Below are 15,813 nucleotides of genomic sequence, written 5' to 3' on the forward strand. Positions count from 1 at the left end.
CCGGCGCGTCGCGCGGACCTCGCTCGCTCGATGTTCCACCTGTCCGAAGAGACATCCACCACGTCGCCCGCGGCGAATCACATGTCCTCCGAGACATGTCCCTTCTCGCACCTCGACATGTCCGCAAAGACAGCCGCGGAGGCCCGCCCGTGACCGACCGCAGCGGCTCCGGCTCGCAGTGGGAGGGCAGCACCGAGGACCTCGTCGGGTTCGCCCGCGAGCTCGACAGCCTCGCGCCCGGCTACCCGCGGGCCGGCCAGCCGACGCGGCTGCGAGCCGAGCGCGACGTGCTCGCCGGCGTCGCCGCGGCCTACACCATCGCCGTCGGCCTCGACCTCGCCTGGTCGCTGATCGTCTGGGACAGCCGCGGCGCCGCCGCTCCGTGGCCGCTGTTCGCCCTGCTCGTCCCCCACCTCTTCATCCTCACCGCCGCCCTCCTCACCGTCTACGGCGCCCTGCCGGCCGCCCGCTGGCTGCGGCCCGAGGAGCTCGGGCGCCCGGTCGCGATCAGCGGCGCCTGGCTGGTGCGCGGCTTCGGCTTCCTCGCCGTCCCGCTCTACCCCTTGCTCGACGCCCGCGAGCGCAACGAGCTGCTGCGCGTCGCCCCGCGCGCCGAGGTCGAACAGGCCGCGCTCGCGCTGCAGCGAGTCCCGCGGATCGTCGCGCGCGCGGTCTTCAGCGGCCTCCTCGTCATCGCCCTCAGCGACGCGCTGATCGCCCGCAACCCGCTGCAGTGGACCTGGTCGACCACGCTCGCGCACGCCTGCCTGTGGGCCGCGATCGCCGCTCCGCTGGCCGCCCTCGCCGCCAATTGGGCCCGCCGCTCGGTCCGCGGCGACATCCTCGCCTGCCCGCTGGCCCAGCTGCCGATCGCCGATCGCCCGCCCGCCATGACCCGGCGCCTGATCGGCTGGGCCGGCCTGTTGCTGCTCGCCGGCGTCACCGCCCCGCTGCTCGGCGCTCACCTGTGGCTGCACGCCCACGCCCGCGCCGACGCCATCACCGCCGCCCAGCGCACCGCCGAGGCCCTGATCGAGGTCGCCGGGCCGGCCGACGAGGAGGACCTCGGCCGCCGCCTCGCCCAGGCCCCCGGCGCCACCGTCTTCACCGCGCGCGGCGCCGCCTACGGCCCCGACCTGTCCATCAAGCCAGGTGACGACGGCCTCTTCGACGCCGACGGCGACGGCGAGTTCGACCGCTACGCCGTGCAGCGCGGCGGCGCCCGGGCGATCGTGCGGATGCGCAGCGCCAACGTCACCGACGTCGTCCCGTTCGCCCTCGCCGGCGGCCTCGCCCTGCTCGCCGGCCTGGTCGCCATCGGCCTGCACGCGCGCCGCAGCGAACGCGACCTCGCCCGCGTGCGCGCCCAGGTCGCCGAGGAGCCGGCCCCCGCACCTCAGGGCCCCGAGTGGCAGGCGCTCGCGCAGGCGATCGAGGCCCTGGTCGCGCGCATGAACGAGGCCACCATCGCCCGCTTCGTCGCGCTCGAAAAGGCCGAGGAGACCGACCGCCTGCGCAGCCAGTTCCTCGCCAACATGAGCCACGACCTGCGCTCGCCGCTCAACTCGATCCTCGGCTTCTCCTCGCTGCTCCTGCGCGGCGTCGACGGCACCCTCGACGGCGAGACCCGCGAGATGGTCGAGACCATCGCCGCCGCCGGCCGCGACCTCCTGCAGCAGATCGACGCCATCCTCGACATGGCCCGCATCGAGGCGCGGCGGATCGAGAAGCAGGCCGAGCCCGTGCCGCTGGCCCCGCTGATCTCCAAGGCCGTGCAGCGGGCCCGCAACCGCGGCGGCGACCACGTCAACTACACCGTCGAGGCCGTGCCCGGCCTGCCGACCGCGTACATCGACCCGCGCCACCTCGTGCAGGCGCTCGAGAACCTGCTGCTGTTCGCCGGCAAGCGCCTCACCGGCGGCTCGCTCAACATCAAGCTGCGCCGCGGCGACCCCGACGCCCCGCTCGGCCTCCAGCTCCACGTCACCACCCCGCTCAAGCCCGCCAGCGAGCAGCAGATGGGACTCGCGCGCAAGGGCTTCCACCGCCTCCCCGGCCACCGCGGCCTCGGCCTCGAGCTGCCGATCGCCGACGCCCTGCTCAAGATCGAGGGCTGCCGCCTCGACGTCCGCGAGGTCGGTCAGGCCATGGTGTTCAAGATCCACCTGCCCGCCGCCGAGGCCCGCAGCCGCGTGCCGCTGATCGAGCGCGCCCAGCCAGCCGCCGACAGCACCGCCCCGCCGCAGTGACATGTCCCAGCGCGCGCAACGGTCTCCGCTGCACGGCGGAGCCCACCGCGGCGAAGAGAACGGTCCCCACGCCCGCGACGGAGTGCACCGGCCCGGCGGAGCCCACCGCGGGCACGTCGGAGCCCACCGCGAGCACGACGGTGCTCTCCGAGGGCCCGTTCGCGTCACCGACTGCCTGCCGCAGCCGGGCACTCGCCCGCACGCCCTCTCACGAGCTGCCGCGGCTCGACACTGAGCCTTTGGAAATGCTCTAAAGGACATGTCCAAAAGATAATGTTCATTTCGACATGCCCTTCACGACATGCCCCAAGGGCCATCTCATTCCGTCCGCGCCGCGCGCCGCGCGGACGGCCGTCCGTCTCGGACACATCTCCGCGCGCCCGCGCGCACGCTCGCGCGATCACGCGCCGGAAATCGGCGCAGGCTTGCGCGTTGAGCCGCGCAGCGGCCCGCCTCTATACTGACCGGCGCTGTCTCGGCGAGGCCCGTGTCCCAGGAACACCCGCACACTGCCATCGCCCTTCACGCTGTCGGCCAGGAGCTGCGGCGTCAGGGCAAGTTCGAAGAGGCCCTCGATCACTACCATCGGGCGCTCGCGCTGCAGCGGACCGTCCTCGGGACCAAGCACCCGTACACCGCCAGCACCCTGTCGGCGATCGGCCAGATCCTGTTCACCCAGGGTCAGCACGTCGCCGCCCTCGATCACCACCGCCAGGCCTTCTCGATCAAGCGCGAGCTGCTCGGCGCGGGCCACATCTTCACCGCCAACTCCCTGTTCGACCTCGGCCTCGCGCTGTTCGCCGCCGGCCAGCGTGAAGAGGCGCTGGCCGCCTACACCCGGGCCCTCGCCGTCCAGCTGCGCGCCCTCGGGCCCGGCCACGCGCGCACGATCAGCACCCAGCAGGCGATCGGCGAGCTCCTGCTCGCCGAGGGTCACTTCGCCGACGCGCTCAGCCACCTCCACGCCGCGCTCACCGGCCTCGAGCAGATGCGCGCCGCCGCCGATCCTGCCGACATCGATCGCCGGCTGATCCCCGTGATCGTCGGCGTCGGTCAGGTGCTGTTCCAGCAGAACCAGTACGCCGAGTCGCTGGTCCACTACCAGCGCGCGCTCGGCCTCGCCGAGACCCATCGCGGGCCCAACCACGAGGACACTCTCGGCGTTCTCCACGACCTCGGCCGCGCCCGCGGTCGCGCCGGCGACGTCGAAGGCGCCCTCGATGCCTTCCAGCGCAACCTCGCCGGCCTGCGCGCGCTCTACGGCGAGAACCACGCCCGCGTCGCCGCCACCCTCAACGCCATCGGCCAGATCCACTACGGCCGCGGCGAGCACCGGGCCGCCCTCGACCATTACCGCCAGGCCCTCGAGATCCGCCACCGCGTCCTCGGCTCCGAGCACTGGCTGACCGTCAGCTCGCGCTTCAACTGCGGCACCGCCCTGCGCGAGCTCGGCGACCCCGTCGGCGCCGTCGAGATGGGCCGCGCCGCCGAGGCCCTCGAGCGCCTCCTCGGCTCCGAGCACCCGCACGTGCAGTCGACCCGCTCCTGGCTGCGCTGAGCCGGCCGCGCCCCGATGCACGGGGGTTCCGCCGACCTGTCCCGAGGGACACTCGGATCGCTGGCCGCGCCGTCGTGCTCCGCCTCGGCTTCACCAGCCTCACTCCCCTCGCCGCTGACATGTCCCGGAGGACAGATTCATCCTCGCACCGCGCAGTTACTTCATTCGTAACCTCGCCAGACACCCGATCGCGTCGAGATGCTCTTCGAGACAGGTTGGTCGCGCCGAGCGCTCCTCCACTTCGAATCGCGCCGGCAGCCGGCCTACCGGCCCGCGGTTGACCCGCTCACCCGCGCGAAGTATCACCGGCACATGCCCCGCGTCCTGCGCCCGCTCTGCCTGCCGGTCCTGGTCGCGCTCGCGTCGGCCTGCTCGCGCCCGGCCGCGCCGGCCCGGCCCGACCCGCTGACCTTGCTGCCCGGCGACGCCAGCCTGGTCGCCCACGTCGACCTCGCGGCCCTGCGCGCCGCCCCGCTGTGGCAGCAGAACCGCGCCCTCCTCGACGCCGACCCCGACGCCCGCAAGACCCTCGACGCCCTCGCCGCCTGCCGCGTCCCGTTCGACGGCCTGCGCAGCCTCGACCTGGCCGTCGCCGCCAACGGGGTCGACGTCGCCGCCGTCGTCATCGGCGACGGCGTCGGCGACCGCGAGCGCATCACCTGTCTCGAAGGGCAGCTCCCCGATCGCGGCCTGCGGCTCGACGTCAGCGGCCCCGAGCCGGTCGTCGTCCTCGGCAGCGCGCGCGGACGGATCGTCGGCCCCGACGTCCTCGTGCTCGGCACGGCCGGCTGGGCGCAGCAGCTCGACGCCCTGCGCGCCGGCACCGGCACCAGCGCGGCCGCCGGCCCGCTGCAGCCGCTGCTCGCCCGCGTCGCCGCCGACCGCCCGATCTGGTTCGCCGGCCAGGTCCCCACCCGCGCCGCCGTCTCGCTCGCGCCGGCCCTGTCCGGCCTCGAGCAGGTCCGCGGCGCCCTCGACCTGCGCGATGGCCTCGGCGTCGAGCTCGCCCTCGGCATGCACAGCGAGGATGTCGCCGGCGCCACGCTGGCCGGGCTCAAGAAGCAATTCGAGGCCCTGCGCGGCGCCGGCCTCCCGCCCGCGATCCTGGACCGCGTCGGCCTCGGCCAGACGGGCCGCGAGGTCACGGTCGAGGTCCGCCTGGGCATGGCCGAGATCGCCGCCCTGCACACCCTCGCCGAGGCCCTGCGCCCCGCGCCCGCGCCCTCGCCGACGCCCGCCTCGTCGACCTCGCCGGCGCCCACGCCCTCGTCCGCTTCGTCGCCCTCGCCCGCGCCAACGCCCGCGCCCGCCGCATCGCCCTCGTCCGCACCCACGCCCTCGCCCGCGCCAACGCCCGCGCCCGCCATGCCGCCCGCGCCCGCCGCATCGCCCTCGCCCGCGCCCTCGTCCGCCCCGGCTCTCACGCGCGAGCCTCCAGTCACGCCCGCCCCGGCGCCCGCGCCCTGAAGCGTCCGTCTCGCTTACCGCGGCTCCAGGGCTCGCCTGTCGCGCGCGCAAGCCTTCGCCCTCGCTGCGCCGCGCCCGTCGACGCCCGCGCACCTTCGCGCCATACTCGCGACGTGCACGTCCGCCCTCTCGCTTCTGCCAGCGTTCTCGGCCTGTTCCTCGCCTGCGGCGACGCCACCCAGACCACCAGCGAGGCCGGCGATCCGAGCGGTCCGGCGAGCACCGGCGGCATGACCACCGGCATCGTCATCCCGCCGACCAGCAGCACCACTGGCAGCACCAGCGCCGCCGTCACCAGCGAGGGCCCCGAGAAGTACGACCTCCCGCCCAGCGACACCGAGGAAGATCCGGTCGGCTGCGGCGCCGTCGACGTCCTGTTCGTCGTCGACAACTCGAAGTCCATGGCGCAGTACCAGGCCGCCCTCGCCGACGCCTTCCCGCAGTTCGTCGACGCCATGATCGACAACCTGCCGAAGGGCGTCGACCTCCACGTCGGCATCACCACCACCGACTTCTACTGCACCGGCCCCGGCCAGGCCTGTTGCCCCGACAACTGCCCGGTCGGCAACACCCAGTGCCAGATCGGCACCACCCCCGAAGAGGTCGAGACCATCGACGAGTACTACGTCCCGCCGACCAGCGGGGACAACGGGGCCAACGGCGCGCAGGGCCGCCTGTTCGTCCACGACGGCATGGCCTACTTCGGCATCAACACCAACGCCGACCCGGCCCCGCTCAAGGCGTGGTTCACCGGCGCCGCCACGGCCGCCGGCGAGCAGGGCTCCTCGCTCGAGATGCCGGTCGCCGCCGCCGCCTACGCCACCAGCACCACCAACGCCGGCGCCAACGAGGGCTTCTTGCGCGACAAGGACGCCGTCCTCCTGGTCTTCTTCCTCACCAATGATCCTGACGCCTCGGTCGAGGTGCTCTCGACCTACACCGCCATGGTCCGCGAGGCCAAGGCCGACTGCGGCGGCGACGCCTGCATCCTCACCGCCGGCCTGCTCAAGAAATGCGTCCCGGCCGAGAACCAGAAGCTGTGGCAGTTCATGAAGGCCTTCGGCGAGGAGCCGATCTGGGGCGACATCGAGGACAAGGCCGGCTACGTCGAGGTGGTCGGCGAGGCCCTCGCCGCCACCCTCGGCGACGCCTGCATCCACATCCCCATCGGCTGATGCCTGTCCGCGAGGACATGCTCCGGCAGACATGCCCCCGCGAGCATGTCCCTGAGAACATGTCCTCGAGGTCCTCCCGCTCCTCGACCTCGCCGCCGCCTTGACCCACAAAGGCCCGGGCGGCCGCCGCCTCAGCGGTACAGCTCGCCCTTGAGCGCGAACACCCCGGACACCGCCACCCGCTCGTCGAGCTGGAGCCCGGCCTTGACCTCGACGCGCTCGAAGTCGCCGACCCCGAGCGTCACCTTGCGCATCTCGAACGTGCGCTCGCCGCTCGCCACGAACACGATCGGCGCCCCCTCGATCTGGATCACCGCCTGCCGCGGCACCACCACCGCGCGGCGCTGGGCCGACGCCGGGCGGATGTTGGCGTGGACCGCCTGGCCCGCGCGCAGCATGCCCGACGAGTTGTCGACGACCACCCGGACCTCGGCGCTGCGCGTCATCGGGTCGAGCGCCACGGCCACGAACTCGACCACCCCGGCGAACGCCTGGTCGGGGCGGAGCGTCGGCGTCAGCTCGACCGGGTCGCCGGGCTGCACGTGCAGCAGCTCGCCCTCGAACACCGCCAGTCGGACCCACAGGCTGCTGCGGTCCGCGATCATGAAGGCCGTGTGGCTCGGCACCACCGCCTGCCCGCGCGACACCTGCACCTCGACCACGTCGCCCGCGATCGGGCTCGTCAGCGCATTGGTCCCGAGCTTGTGCTTGCCCGGCGCGCCCGCCAGGGCCGCGACCCGCTGCCTGGCCGCCCGCAGCTGCGCCTCGGCGATCGCGGCCGCCGAGACCGCCATGTCGAGCTCGCGCTGCGACGTGATGCCCTCGGCCAACAGGCTCTGCTTGCGCTCGACGTCGCGTCTGGCCGCGATCAGCCGCGCCTCCATCGCCGCGATGTCCGCCTGGGCCGTGCCGAGCTCCGCGCTGACCAGCGTGCCCAGCACCTGCCCCACCTCGACCTTGCTGCCCTCGATGACCGCGACGTCGGCCACCCGCCCGGCGATCCGCGAGCCCACCGCGGCCAGCCGCTGGGCGTCGAACTCGAGCACGCCCGTCACGTGGACCACGGGGGTTACGTCCTCGTAATGCGCCGACACCACCGAGATCCCCACCCGCTCCGCGTACCCGTCCGGCAGCTCCACCACGCCCTCGCGGATCAGCGGCAGCTCCGGCGGCGCCATCCGGACGCGCCCAGCGGCCTCGCCGCCGCCGCAGCCCATCACCGCCGACAGCCCGAGCAGCAAGCCGGCGGTCCATCGTGCAGTTCGGGCGCAGATCGCTGGCATACGGTGCTCGCAGCTACTGTGGATCGCCGGCCGCCTGTTCCGCCGTTTAAGAAACGGTAAAGCCCGGATCGCGCGAGGTCGTCAACCGGATCGTGAACCTGGCCCCGCCGCCCGGCGCCTCGCCCACGGCCAGCGTACCGGCGTGCCCCTCGACGATCCGGCGGGTGATCGCCAGACCGAGCCCGAGGCCCGCGCGCCCCGGCGTACGGTCGGCCGTGGGGGCCGTCGCGCGCACGAACGGGGCGAAGATCCGCTCACGCTCGGCCGCGGGGATCCCCGGTCCCTGATCGTCGACGGTGACCACCAGCGCCTCGGCCTCCGCCTGCATCCGCAGCGTCACCGTCCCGCCGGGCGGCGAGTACGCGATCGCGTTGCTCACCAGGTTGCCGATGGCGATCTCGAGCGCGTCGGCGTCGACCTGCGCCACCAGCTCCTCCGGCCCCGCGAACACCAGCTTCACCTCGGCCCGCCCCGCCGCCTCGGTCCAGCGCTGCACCGGCCCGTCGAGCCGCGCCATCAGCTCGACGCGCGCGCGCTTCACCGCTCCGCTCGCGCGCGCCAGCTGCAGCAGCGCCTCGACCAGCCCCGACATGCGCCGCACCTCGTCGAGCGTCTGGTCGGCCAGGCCCTCCCACTCGCCCGGCGAACGCGGTCGTCGGCGGGCCACCTCGAGCGTGCTCGAGAGCACCGTCAGCGGCGAGCGCAGCTCGTGCGAGGCGTCGGCCGCGAATTGCCGCTGGGCCGCGATCCCGCCGTCGATGCGCGCGAACAGGGCGTTGAGCGCCGACGCCAGCGCGTCCAGCTCGTCGCCGGCGCCCGTCACCGGCAGCCGCTCGCGCAGGTCCTCCGCGCTCATGCGCGACGCCGCGGCGATCACCGCGTCGATCCGCGACGTCGCCCGGTGCGTCAGCCACCGCGCCCCCGCGATCGCCAGCACCAGCCCGATCGGCGCCGCGATCGCGAACGCCACCATCACCTGGGTCAGCAGCGTCTCGGTCGGGAACTCGACGGCCTCGATGCCGTCGTCGTCTTCCTCGCCCGGCTCGCCGTCGTCGTCGTCGATCTCCGCCGCGTCGCGCAGCTCGTCGAGGTACAGCACCAGCGCCGCCGTGGCCGTGAACACCAGCAGGCTGAGCCCCGTGGAGGCGCCGATCCAGAAGCCCAGCCAGCGGCCGAGCGAGCGCCGGCGCGGCGCCGTCATGCCTCCGTCACCCGCGCGCGGAACCCGGCCCCGCGCACCGTCTCGAGCGTGATCGGCAGGTCGGCCAGCTTGCGCCGCAGGTGCGCCAGGTGGACATCGATCGCATTGGTCCCGGGGTCGTGCATGTAGCCGAACACCTCGCGGAGGATATCGATGCGCGGCACCACCTCGGAGCGGCGACGCAGCAGGTACGCCAGCAGCGCGTGCTCCCGCGGCGTCAGCACCACGCGCACCTCGCCGTGACGGACCCCGAACTCGTCGTCGAGCGCCACCTCGCCCTCCTCCACCGCCGCCCAGCGCGGCCCCCCGGCGCGGCGGGTCAGCGCCCGCAAGCGCGCCAGCAGCTCCGCGAACTCGAACGGTTTAATTAAATAATCATCGGCACCGGCGTCGAGGGCCGCCACTCGCGACTCGACCGCGTCGCGGGCCGTCAGCACCAGCAGCGGGATATGCGTCCGCTCGCCGCGGAGCAGCCCCAGCAGCTCCATCCCGTCCATGTCGGGCAGACCGAGGTCGAGCACGATCGCGTCGATGCTGGTCGCGCGCGACAGCTCGAGGGCCCGCGCCGCCGTGCCCGCAGCGACCGCCGCGATCCCCTCCTCCGAGAAGCCCTGCGCGAGCGCGCGCACAAGCCGCTCGTTGTCTTCGATGAGCAAGATCCGCATGTGCTCCCGCAGTGTACCGCCGGATCTGGCGCGGGCTGCGACCACCCGATTAAGACCCCGTTAATCCGCCCGTACGCACGCATCGCGGACCTTCGTGCTGTCCCGATCAGGTCAGCTCGCGCAGGCCGTCCTCGCCGTCAAAATAAACTGTCCCAAAGGACATCTCCGTCCTGCCGCGGCCGGAGCCCGCGCATGAGCTCGTCCAGGGTTCGAGCAGCGCTGTTTCCAGAAAGTTTCCAGAAACTGCGGCCATGCGAGCTCGTGCGACCCCTGCCGCCCGGCCCTCGACCTGTCCTCGAGGACATCTCAAGCATCGCGCCGGCTCACCCCCCGCAGCCGATCGGATAGCCCCCGCGCGGCCCCGCTGCGACCTCCGTCGCCGTGAACCCCGAGGTCCCGTCGCAGCGCGCCCGCCACAGCTGCGGCCTCGTCGCGGGCGCGTGCCACAGCACATCGTCGCAGCCGTCGCCGTCGAAGTCGCCCACGCACGTCGTCGCCTCGCCCGGCGGCGTCGGCACCGGCACGCGCTCGATCGCTGGCCCTCGCATCCGCCACAGCCATGCGCGCTCCGGCTCTGCCGACCACCACAGCGCCTCGTCTGCCCCGTCGCCGTCGAAATCGCCGACCTCCATCCGCGCCAGCAGGTCGCCCGCGCCCTCGCTGCGCGACCACCCGGACGCCACGCAATTGCCGTCCTCGCCCCACAGCCGGTCCGGATGCCAGCGCACCGTCGCCTGCGCCCGCGGGTCCCACCACAGCGCCTCGTCCACCCCGTCGCCGTCGAAATCGCCGACGCGACCGACCTGCTCTTCGCCCGGGCGCAGCCCGCACGCCGGCAGACCTGACCGTTGCAACATGTCCCTCGAGTCATCTCCGAACGCCCACAGATCGACCGCGAACCGCTGCGCGTCGAGCCACAGCACCTGGCTGCGGCGCGCCCCCGATCCGCGACCCGGCGTCCACAGCCCCACCAGCGGCCAGCCGTAGCCGGCCGCGAAGCGGTCGTCGAGCGGCTCGTCCTCCACCCCGCCCGCGCGCCAGACCCACCGCGCGTCGACCTCCGCGCCTGGCCGCCACCACCACACCGCGTCGCCGCCGTCGCCCGCGAACGCCCCCACGATCGGCGCCGCGCTGCCCGGCGCCGCCACCCGCGTGCGCACGAAGCCCCCGCGACCCTGCGCCGGCGGCTGCCACAGCTCGTCCGTGATCTCCTCCGGCCCGAACATCAGCACCTCGGTCCGCCCGTCCGCGCCTGCCAGCGCCACCGGCCGCCACGAGCGCGGCGCCCGGCTCGGGCACGGCCCGTCGCGCATGCAAAGGCTGAACGTGCGCCGCGCGAACCGCCCCGCCGGCCCGCCGTACCACACCTCGTACGTCTCGCCCCCCGGCTGAAACCACACCACGTCCTCGCGCCCGTCGCCGTCGACATCCACGCGCGAGCGCGGCAGCGCGTAGAGGATCGCCGCGCCCAGGCGATCGCCGCGCGACAGCCGGCCCTGCTTGCTGGCCGCCGAGATGCCCGGGCAGCGCGCGTCGCCCATCACCGACGCCGGATCGGGGTACGTCAGCCCGCGGAACTCGGTCGAGGCCGCGTCGACGCAGATCTCCCGCGACTGCTCGAACCGCGAGTGCTCGTGCACGAACCCCAGCAGGTGCCCGAGCTCGTGCAGCACCACCATCTCGGGCGAGTACATCTCGCTCACCAGCGCCTCCGGCCACACCAGCAGCCGCGCCCCCTCGTCCTCCGGCGCCGTCGCCGGGAACGACGCCGACGCCAGCGGGCACCCGCTCGCCCCGCACTCCGCCGCCGCCCCCTGGCGCACCGTGAACGCCACCTGCTCCGGCGCTGCGCAGGCCGGAGTCCCGTCGAGCTCGGCGCGGTGGATGAAGTTCACCCCTGACGCCCGCTCCCACTGCGCCGTCGCCAGCGTCAGCGCCGCGCGCGTGCGGGCCAGCAGCGCCCGGTCGGCGAACTCGCCCAGGCAGTACGCCAGGTCGAGCTTGCGCCCCACGTCCCACGCGCGGTCGAGCGTCCCGCGGCACTTGACCGCGCTGCGGTACGCTGTCTCTTCCGACATGTCCGAAAAACCATGTCCCGACGGCAGCAGGATGTCGCCCTCGATCCGCAGCCCGCCGCCGACCAGCACCTCGGGCGCCTCGCCGCCGCAGACCCCGTCGTCGGCCACCAGCGCCGCGCCCTCGCAGCCGCCGGCGAGCGCCCCCAGAGCCAGCGCCAGGGCCCGCCCCGCGCGCCAGCGGCCGCGCGCCAGCGCCAGCGCGGCGACCTCTGCCAGCAGCGCGCCCCGGTCCGACCGCTCCACTCGCCTTGCGATGCCCGACCCGGGGCACCCGTGCAACCCGTCGCCGTCACGCTCCCCGCGGCCCACCCTCCAGGTCCCCGGCCGCCCGCGCGCCCGCGAGCGCCGAGATCTCGGGCCCGCCTCTCCACCTGTCCTGAACGACCTGTCCCATCCGCCAGCCGACGCGAATTCGGCGCCGCGCCGACGCCCCTATCGAGCCCTCCGCCCGCGCGCCCGCGGCACGCGAACAGGCGGCCCGCGCTCGCGCCGGCCGCCCGACCTTTCGGACCTGCCCCTTCGGGCCTGTCCCTTCAGACCTGCCCCCGGAGACCTGCCCTTTCGGACCTGTCCCCTGGGACCTGCCCGAACGCGCTAGTACACCTGCTCCTCGGCCGTCGCGCCCTGGCAGCCGTCGCCGCCGTCCGGCGCCTTCGGCTTGCCGCCGGCGTTGCCCTCGAAGCCGCCCTCGCCGCCGAGGCCGCCCTCGCCGGCCGTCCCGGCCTGCAGCTGCGTGTTGGCCAGGCCGACGAAGCCGCCGCCGACGCGGGCCACCGCCACCGACGCCCCGCCGCAGCCGCCGGCCGAACCGCCGCTGCCGCCGCCGTCGCCGCCCTTGGCGCCGAGCGCTCCGTTGCCGCCGCCGTCGCTCGGGTCGCCGCTGTTCTTGCCGAGGCCGCCGTTACCGCCGCCCTTGCCCACGCCGCCGTTGCCGCCCTTGCCGCCGGTGCCGCCCTTGCCGCCCTTGCCGGCGTTGACCAGCGAGTTCGAGACCTGGATCGACGAGTTGATCACGACGATGCCGAACGACCCGCCGCCCGCGCCGCCCGGCCCGCCCGACGCGCCGCCGCAGCCCGCACCGCCGCCGCCGCCGCCGCCGCCGCCGAGGTGGGTCGTGTCGCCGCACGTGAACGGCTCCTTGTCGGTCCCGCCGGCCCCGCCGCCGCCGCCGCCGCGCCCGTGAGCGCCGCGCGTGCCGCTACCGCCGCTGGTGCCCGACCAGTTGCCGTTGGCGTCGAACGCCCCGGTCGGCGCCACCCCGGCCGAGCCGGCGTTGCCCGCCGAGCCGTTGTCGCCGACGCTGCCCTGCACGCCCGTGCCGCCCTTGTCGTTGCAGCCGTTGATGACGTTGAGGCTGCACTGGCTGGCGCCGTTCATCCCGCCCGCGCCGCCCGGAGTCGGATCGCCGCCGGCCAGCCCGTCGCCGCCCTTGGCGCTCGAACAGTCCGTCGCCGACCCGCCGCCGCCGCCGTTGGCCCCGCACGTCGAAGTGCCGCCGCCGCCGCCGCTCGCGTCGCTCGCGTTGCTGCCGAGCCCGCCGTCGTCGCCCTTGGTGCCGGCCTGGCCGCTCGTGCCGGCCCCGCCGTTGCCGCCGTTCAGCGTGCAGCGCTCGACCTGCAGCAGGTCGTCCGCCGAGTCCTTGACCCACAGCGCGTAGCTCGTCTGGCCCAGATCGCCGAAGTCCTTGCCCCGGACCGTGAACCCGTGCAGCCGCACCGACTCGGTCAGCCCGGTCGCCTGGACCGCGCGCGCCTCGCTGCCGACGATCGTCGTCGTGTTGGCCTGCAGGTCGTAGATGAACGACTTGGGCGTGTAGCCGCCGAAGATGCTGACCCCCGACGCGAGCGTCACCGACTTCGGATAGGTCCCCTTGCTGACGACGATGTCGCACTTGTCCGGGCACGCCAGCGCCAGCTCGATCGCCTTGGCGAGGGTCGCCACCGGCGTCTCGTGGGTAACGCCGTCGTTGAGGTCGCTGCCGCCGTCGGGCGGGGTCGAGACGAAGATCAGGCCCTCGTCGACGCCGGTACAGTTCGGGTCCGGCACCTCCTCGAGGCACGCATCGCCGGTCGTGGTCGTCGTCGAGGTCTCGCTGTCGCTCTCGCTCGTGGTCGTCGTCGTCGCGTCGGTCGTGGTCGTCGTCGTCGCGTCGGTCGTCTCGGTGGTCGTCGCCGGCTCGGTCGTCCCCACCTGCGTCGTCGACTCGTCCAGCGTGCCGCTGCCCTCGGTCGGCGCCGTCGTCGTCGGCACGCTCTCGGTCGTCGTCTCGGTCGGGTTCAGCGTCGCCCCCTCGGTCGCCGTCGAGGTGTTGGTGTCGGTCGCCGAAGTCGAAGTGATGTTGCCGTCGTCGCCGCAAGCGACGAGGAGCAGGAGCGTGGCCGGGAGCAAGCGAGGCGTCATGCGCATGGCCGCAGGGTAAACCCACCTCGGCTCGCAGTACAACGCGCCGCGCGGCCTCTCCCTTGTCTCGGCCAGACCCGTGCTGCACACTGCCGCCGTGCCCGGTCTCGACGCCGCCCGCGCAGCCGCCCTCCTGGCGGACCTCGGCCCGCTGCTGCCGGGCCTCGCCTCGCCGGCGCTGGTCGTCGACCTCGACGCCGTCGACCACAACATCGCCGCCGTGCTGCGCCGCTGCGGCGACGACCTCGGCGGCCGCGCGGCCGATCGCTGGCGCCCGCACGTCAAGACCCTCAAGGCCGCCGCGCTGGTCCGCCGCCTGTGGGCCGCGGGGGTCTTCCGTTGCAAGTGTGCGACCCTCGACGAGCTGCAGCTGCTCCTGGAGGCCGCCGCCGAAGATGGCCGCGAAGACAGCCTCGACGTCCTCCTCGCCTACCCGCTGCACGAGGCCGCCTTTCACGCCGCGCAGCGCCTCGCCGCCGCCCACCCGGCCGCCCGCGTGCATCTGCTCGCCGACAGCCCCGACCACGCCCTCGCCCTCGATCGCTGGGCCGGCCCGGGCCGCCCGCTCGACCTCCACCTCGACGTCGATCTCGGCATGGCCCGCACCGGCAGCCCGCCCGCGATCTGGAGCGACGCCGTCGCCCGGCTTTCGTCGCTGTCACATCTGCGGATCGTCGGCCTTCATGGTTACGAGGGTCACCTCGCCTGGAGCCAGACAGACGAAGCCGCGGCCGCCTACGATCGCCTGTGCGATCTGGCCGCCGCGTTTGCTTGCATCGGCACCGAACCACTCGAGCTCGTCACCTCGGGCACCCACAGCTTCTCGGCCGCCCTCGATCATCCGCGCTTGAACGGCGGCTCCTGGCGCCACCGGATCTCCCCCGGCACCGTCGTCCTCAGCGACCTGCGCTCGCAGCCCGCCGCCGCGCTCCTCGGGCTGCAGCAGGCCGCCTACGTGCTCGCCCGCGTCATCAGCCGCGGCAGCGACCGCGTCACCCTCGACGCCGGCAGCAAGGCGATCGCCCCCGACCGGCCGGCCCCGAATTGTCGCCTGCCCGCCTGGCCGGGCCTCGTCGCCCTGTCGCCGTCCGAGGAGCACCTGCCGCTGCGGCGCGAGCACGGCGCGCTCCCTGAGCCCGGCGCGGCGGTCCTCCTCGTCCCCGACCACGTCTGCACCACCGTCAACCTCTACCGCGAGTGCCTGCTCTTTCGGTCAGGTCACAGCCCCGCCCGCGCGCCCGTCGGCGCCTCCGGCCACCGCCTCTTCTCCGCCCAGGACCTCCTCGCATGAGCGTTTCGCCTCCCTCGCCCGGCCCCGTCCGCGATCACGCCCGCGGCTGCGAGCTCGAAGTCCTGGTCGCCCCGCGGGCCGCTCGCAGCCAGCTCGTCGGCCTCCACGACGGTCGCCTCAAGGTCCAGCTCGCGGCCCCGCCGGTCGACGGCGCCGCCAACGAGGCCCTGCGCGCCCTGCTGGCGGATCGCCTCGACCTCCCCGCCAGCGCGCTCGAAATTGCCCGCGGCGCCACCGGCCGGCGCAAGACCGTGCGCGTCGCCGGCCTGAGCGCAGCCGTTGCGCGCGGCCGCCTCGGCCTCGCCGCCCTCGCTCTCGGCCTCGTCGCCCTCTCTCTTGGCCTCGTCGCCTGCACCGTCGAGGTCCCGTTCGCGGTCCGCGTCGTCCTGCCCGACGACTCGACCGACCTCAACCGCGCCGACAACCTCGCGCTCGAGCTCGGGCCT

General features: G+C 74.2%; 11 protein-coding genes and 1 pseudogene. 7 read left to right on the forward strand and 5 right to left on the reverse strand.

Annotation, left to right across the window (positions count from 1 at the left end; all coding sequences use genetic code 11):
* Positions 1–30: 30 nt before the first annotated feature.
* The 5 genes from POL25_RS01500 (at position 31) to POL25_RS01520 (ending at position 6,449) form a co-directional block, all read left to right on the forward strand.
* Positions 31–153 carry a hypothetical protein gene (locus POL25_RS01500; RefSeq protein WP_272083968.1) on the forward strand — a complete coding sequence of 41 codons (123 nt, stop codon included), beginning with the start codon at positions 31–33 and terminating at the stop codon, positions 151–153.
* Positions 150–2,249 (forward strand): sensor histidine kinase, encoded by a 2,100-nt coding sequence (locus POL25_RS44100; protein ID WP_272083969.1) that lies wholly within the window; start codon positions 150–152, stop codon positions 2,247–2,249. The genes POL25_RS01500 and POL25_RS44100 overlap by 4 nt, the downstream gene beginning before the upstream one ends.
* Before the next feature lie 487 nt (positions 2,250–2,736).
* Entirely contained in the window at positions 2,737–3,807 is a 1,071-nt protein-coding gene (locus tag POL25_RS01510; protein ID WP_272083971.1) for a tetratricopeptide repeat protein, read from the forward strand.
* A 312-nt stretch (positions 3,808–4,119) separates the two neighbouring features.
* Positions 4,120–5,274, forward strand: coding sequence for a hypothetical protein (locus POL25_RS01515; RefSeq protein ID WP_272083973.1), 1,155 nt, complete (start codon positions 4,120–4,122; stop codon positions 5,272–5,274).
* Between the two features lie 113 nt (positions 5,275–5,387).
* Positions 5,388–6,449 carry a hypothetical protein gene (locus tag POL25_RS01520; RefSeq protein ID WP_272083974.1) on the forward strand — a complete coding sequence of 354 codons (1,062 nt, stop codon included), beginning with the start codon at positions 5,388–5,390 and terminating at the stop codon, positions 6,447–6,449.
* Between the two features lie 131 nt (positions 6,450–6,580).
* Here the strand turns inward: POL25_RS01520 and POL25_RS01525 are convergent, their stop codons facing one another.
* The 5 genes from POL25_RS01525 to POL25_RS01545 form a co-directional block, all read right to left on the reverse strand.
* Entirely contained in the window at positions 6,581–7,732 is a 1,152-nt protein-coding gene (locus tag POL25_RS01525) for an efflux RND transporter periplasmic adaptor subunit (RefSeq protein WP_272083975.1), read from the reverse strand.
* Positions 7,733–7,778: 46 nt separating this feature from the next.
* Entirely contained in the window at positions 7,779–8,933 is a 1,155-nt protein-coding gene (locus POL25_RS01530; RefSeq protein WP_272083976.1) for a sensor histidine kinase, read from the reverse strand.
* Positions 8,930–9,598: a response regulator transcription factor gene (locus POL25_RS01535; RefSeq protein WP_272083977.1), complete on the reverse strand. Its 669-nt coding sequence runs from the start codon at positions 9,596–9,598 to the stop codon at positions 8,930–8,932. Before POL25_RS01535 ends, POL25_RS01530 begins: the two co-directional genes overlap by 4 nt.
* A gap of 323 nt (positions 9,599–9,921) precedes the next feature.
* Positions 9,922–11,919 carry an FG-GAP-like repeat-containing protein gene (locus POL25_RS44105; protein WP_272083978.1) on the reverse strand — a complete coding sequence of 666 codons (1,998 nt, stop codon included), beginning with the start codon at positions 11,917–11,919 and terminating at the stop codon, positions 9,922–9,924.
* A 351-nt stretch (positions 11,920–12,270) separates the two neighbouring features.
* A complete protein-coding gene (locus POL25_RS01545) occupies positions 12,271–14,082 on the reverse strand; it encodes a hypothetical protein (RefSeq protein WP_272083979.1) in 1,812 nt (603 codons plus the stop codon).
* A gap of 91 nt (positions 14,083–14,173) precedes the next feature.
* On the opposite strand from POL25_RS01545, the gene POL25_RS01550 reads away from it, so the two are divergent.
* Positions 14,174–15,367: an alanine racemase gene (locus POL25_RS01550; RefSeq protein WP_272083980.1), complete on the forward strand. Its 1,194-nt coding sequence runs from the start codon at positions 14,174–14,176 to the stop codon at positions 15,365–15,367.
* A pseudogene (locus POL25_RS44810) lies at positions 15,364–15,651 on the forward strand (DUF167 domain-containing protein); the annotation flags it as partial. The gene POL25_RS01550 and the pseudogene POL25_RS44810, both read left to right, overlap by 4 nt.
* Positions 15,652–15,813: the final 162 nt, after the last annotated feature.

The organism is Nannocystis bainbridge (genome assembly GCF_028368995.1).
GTDB lineage: Bacteria > Myxococcota_A > Polyangia > Nannocystales > Nannocystaceae > Nannocystis > Nannocystis bainbridge.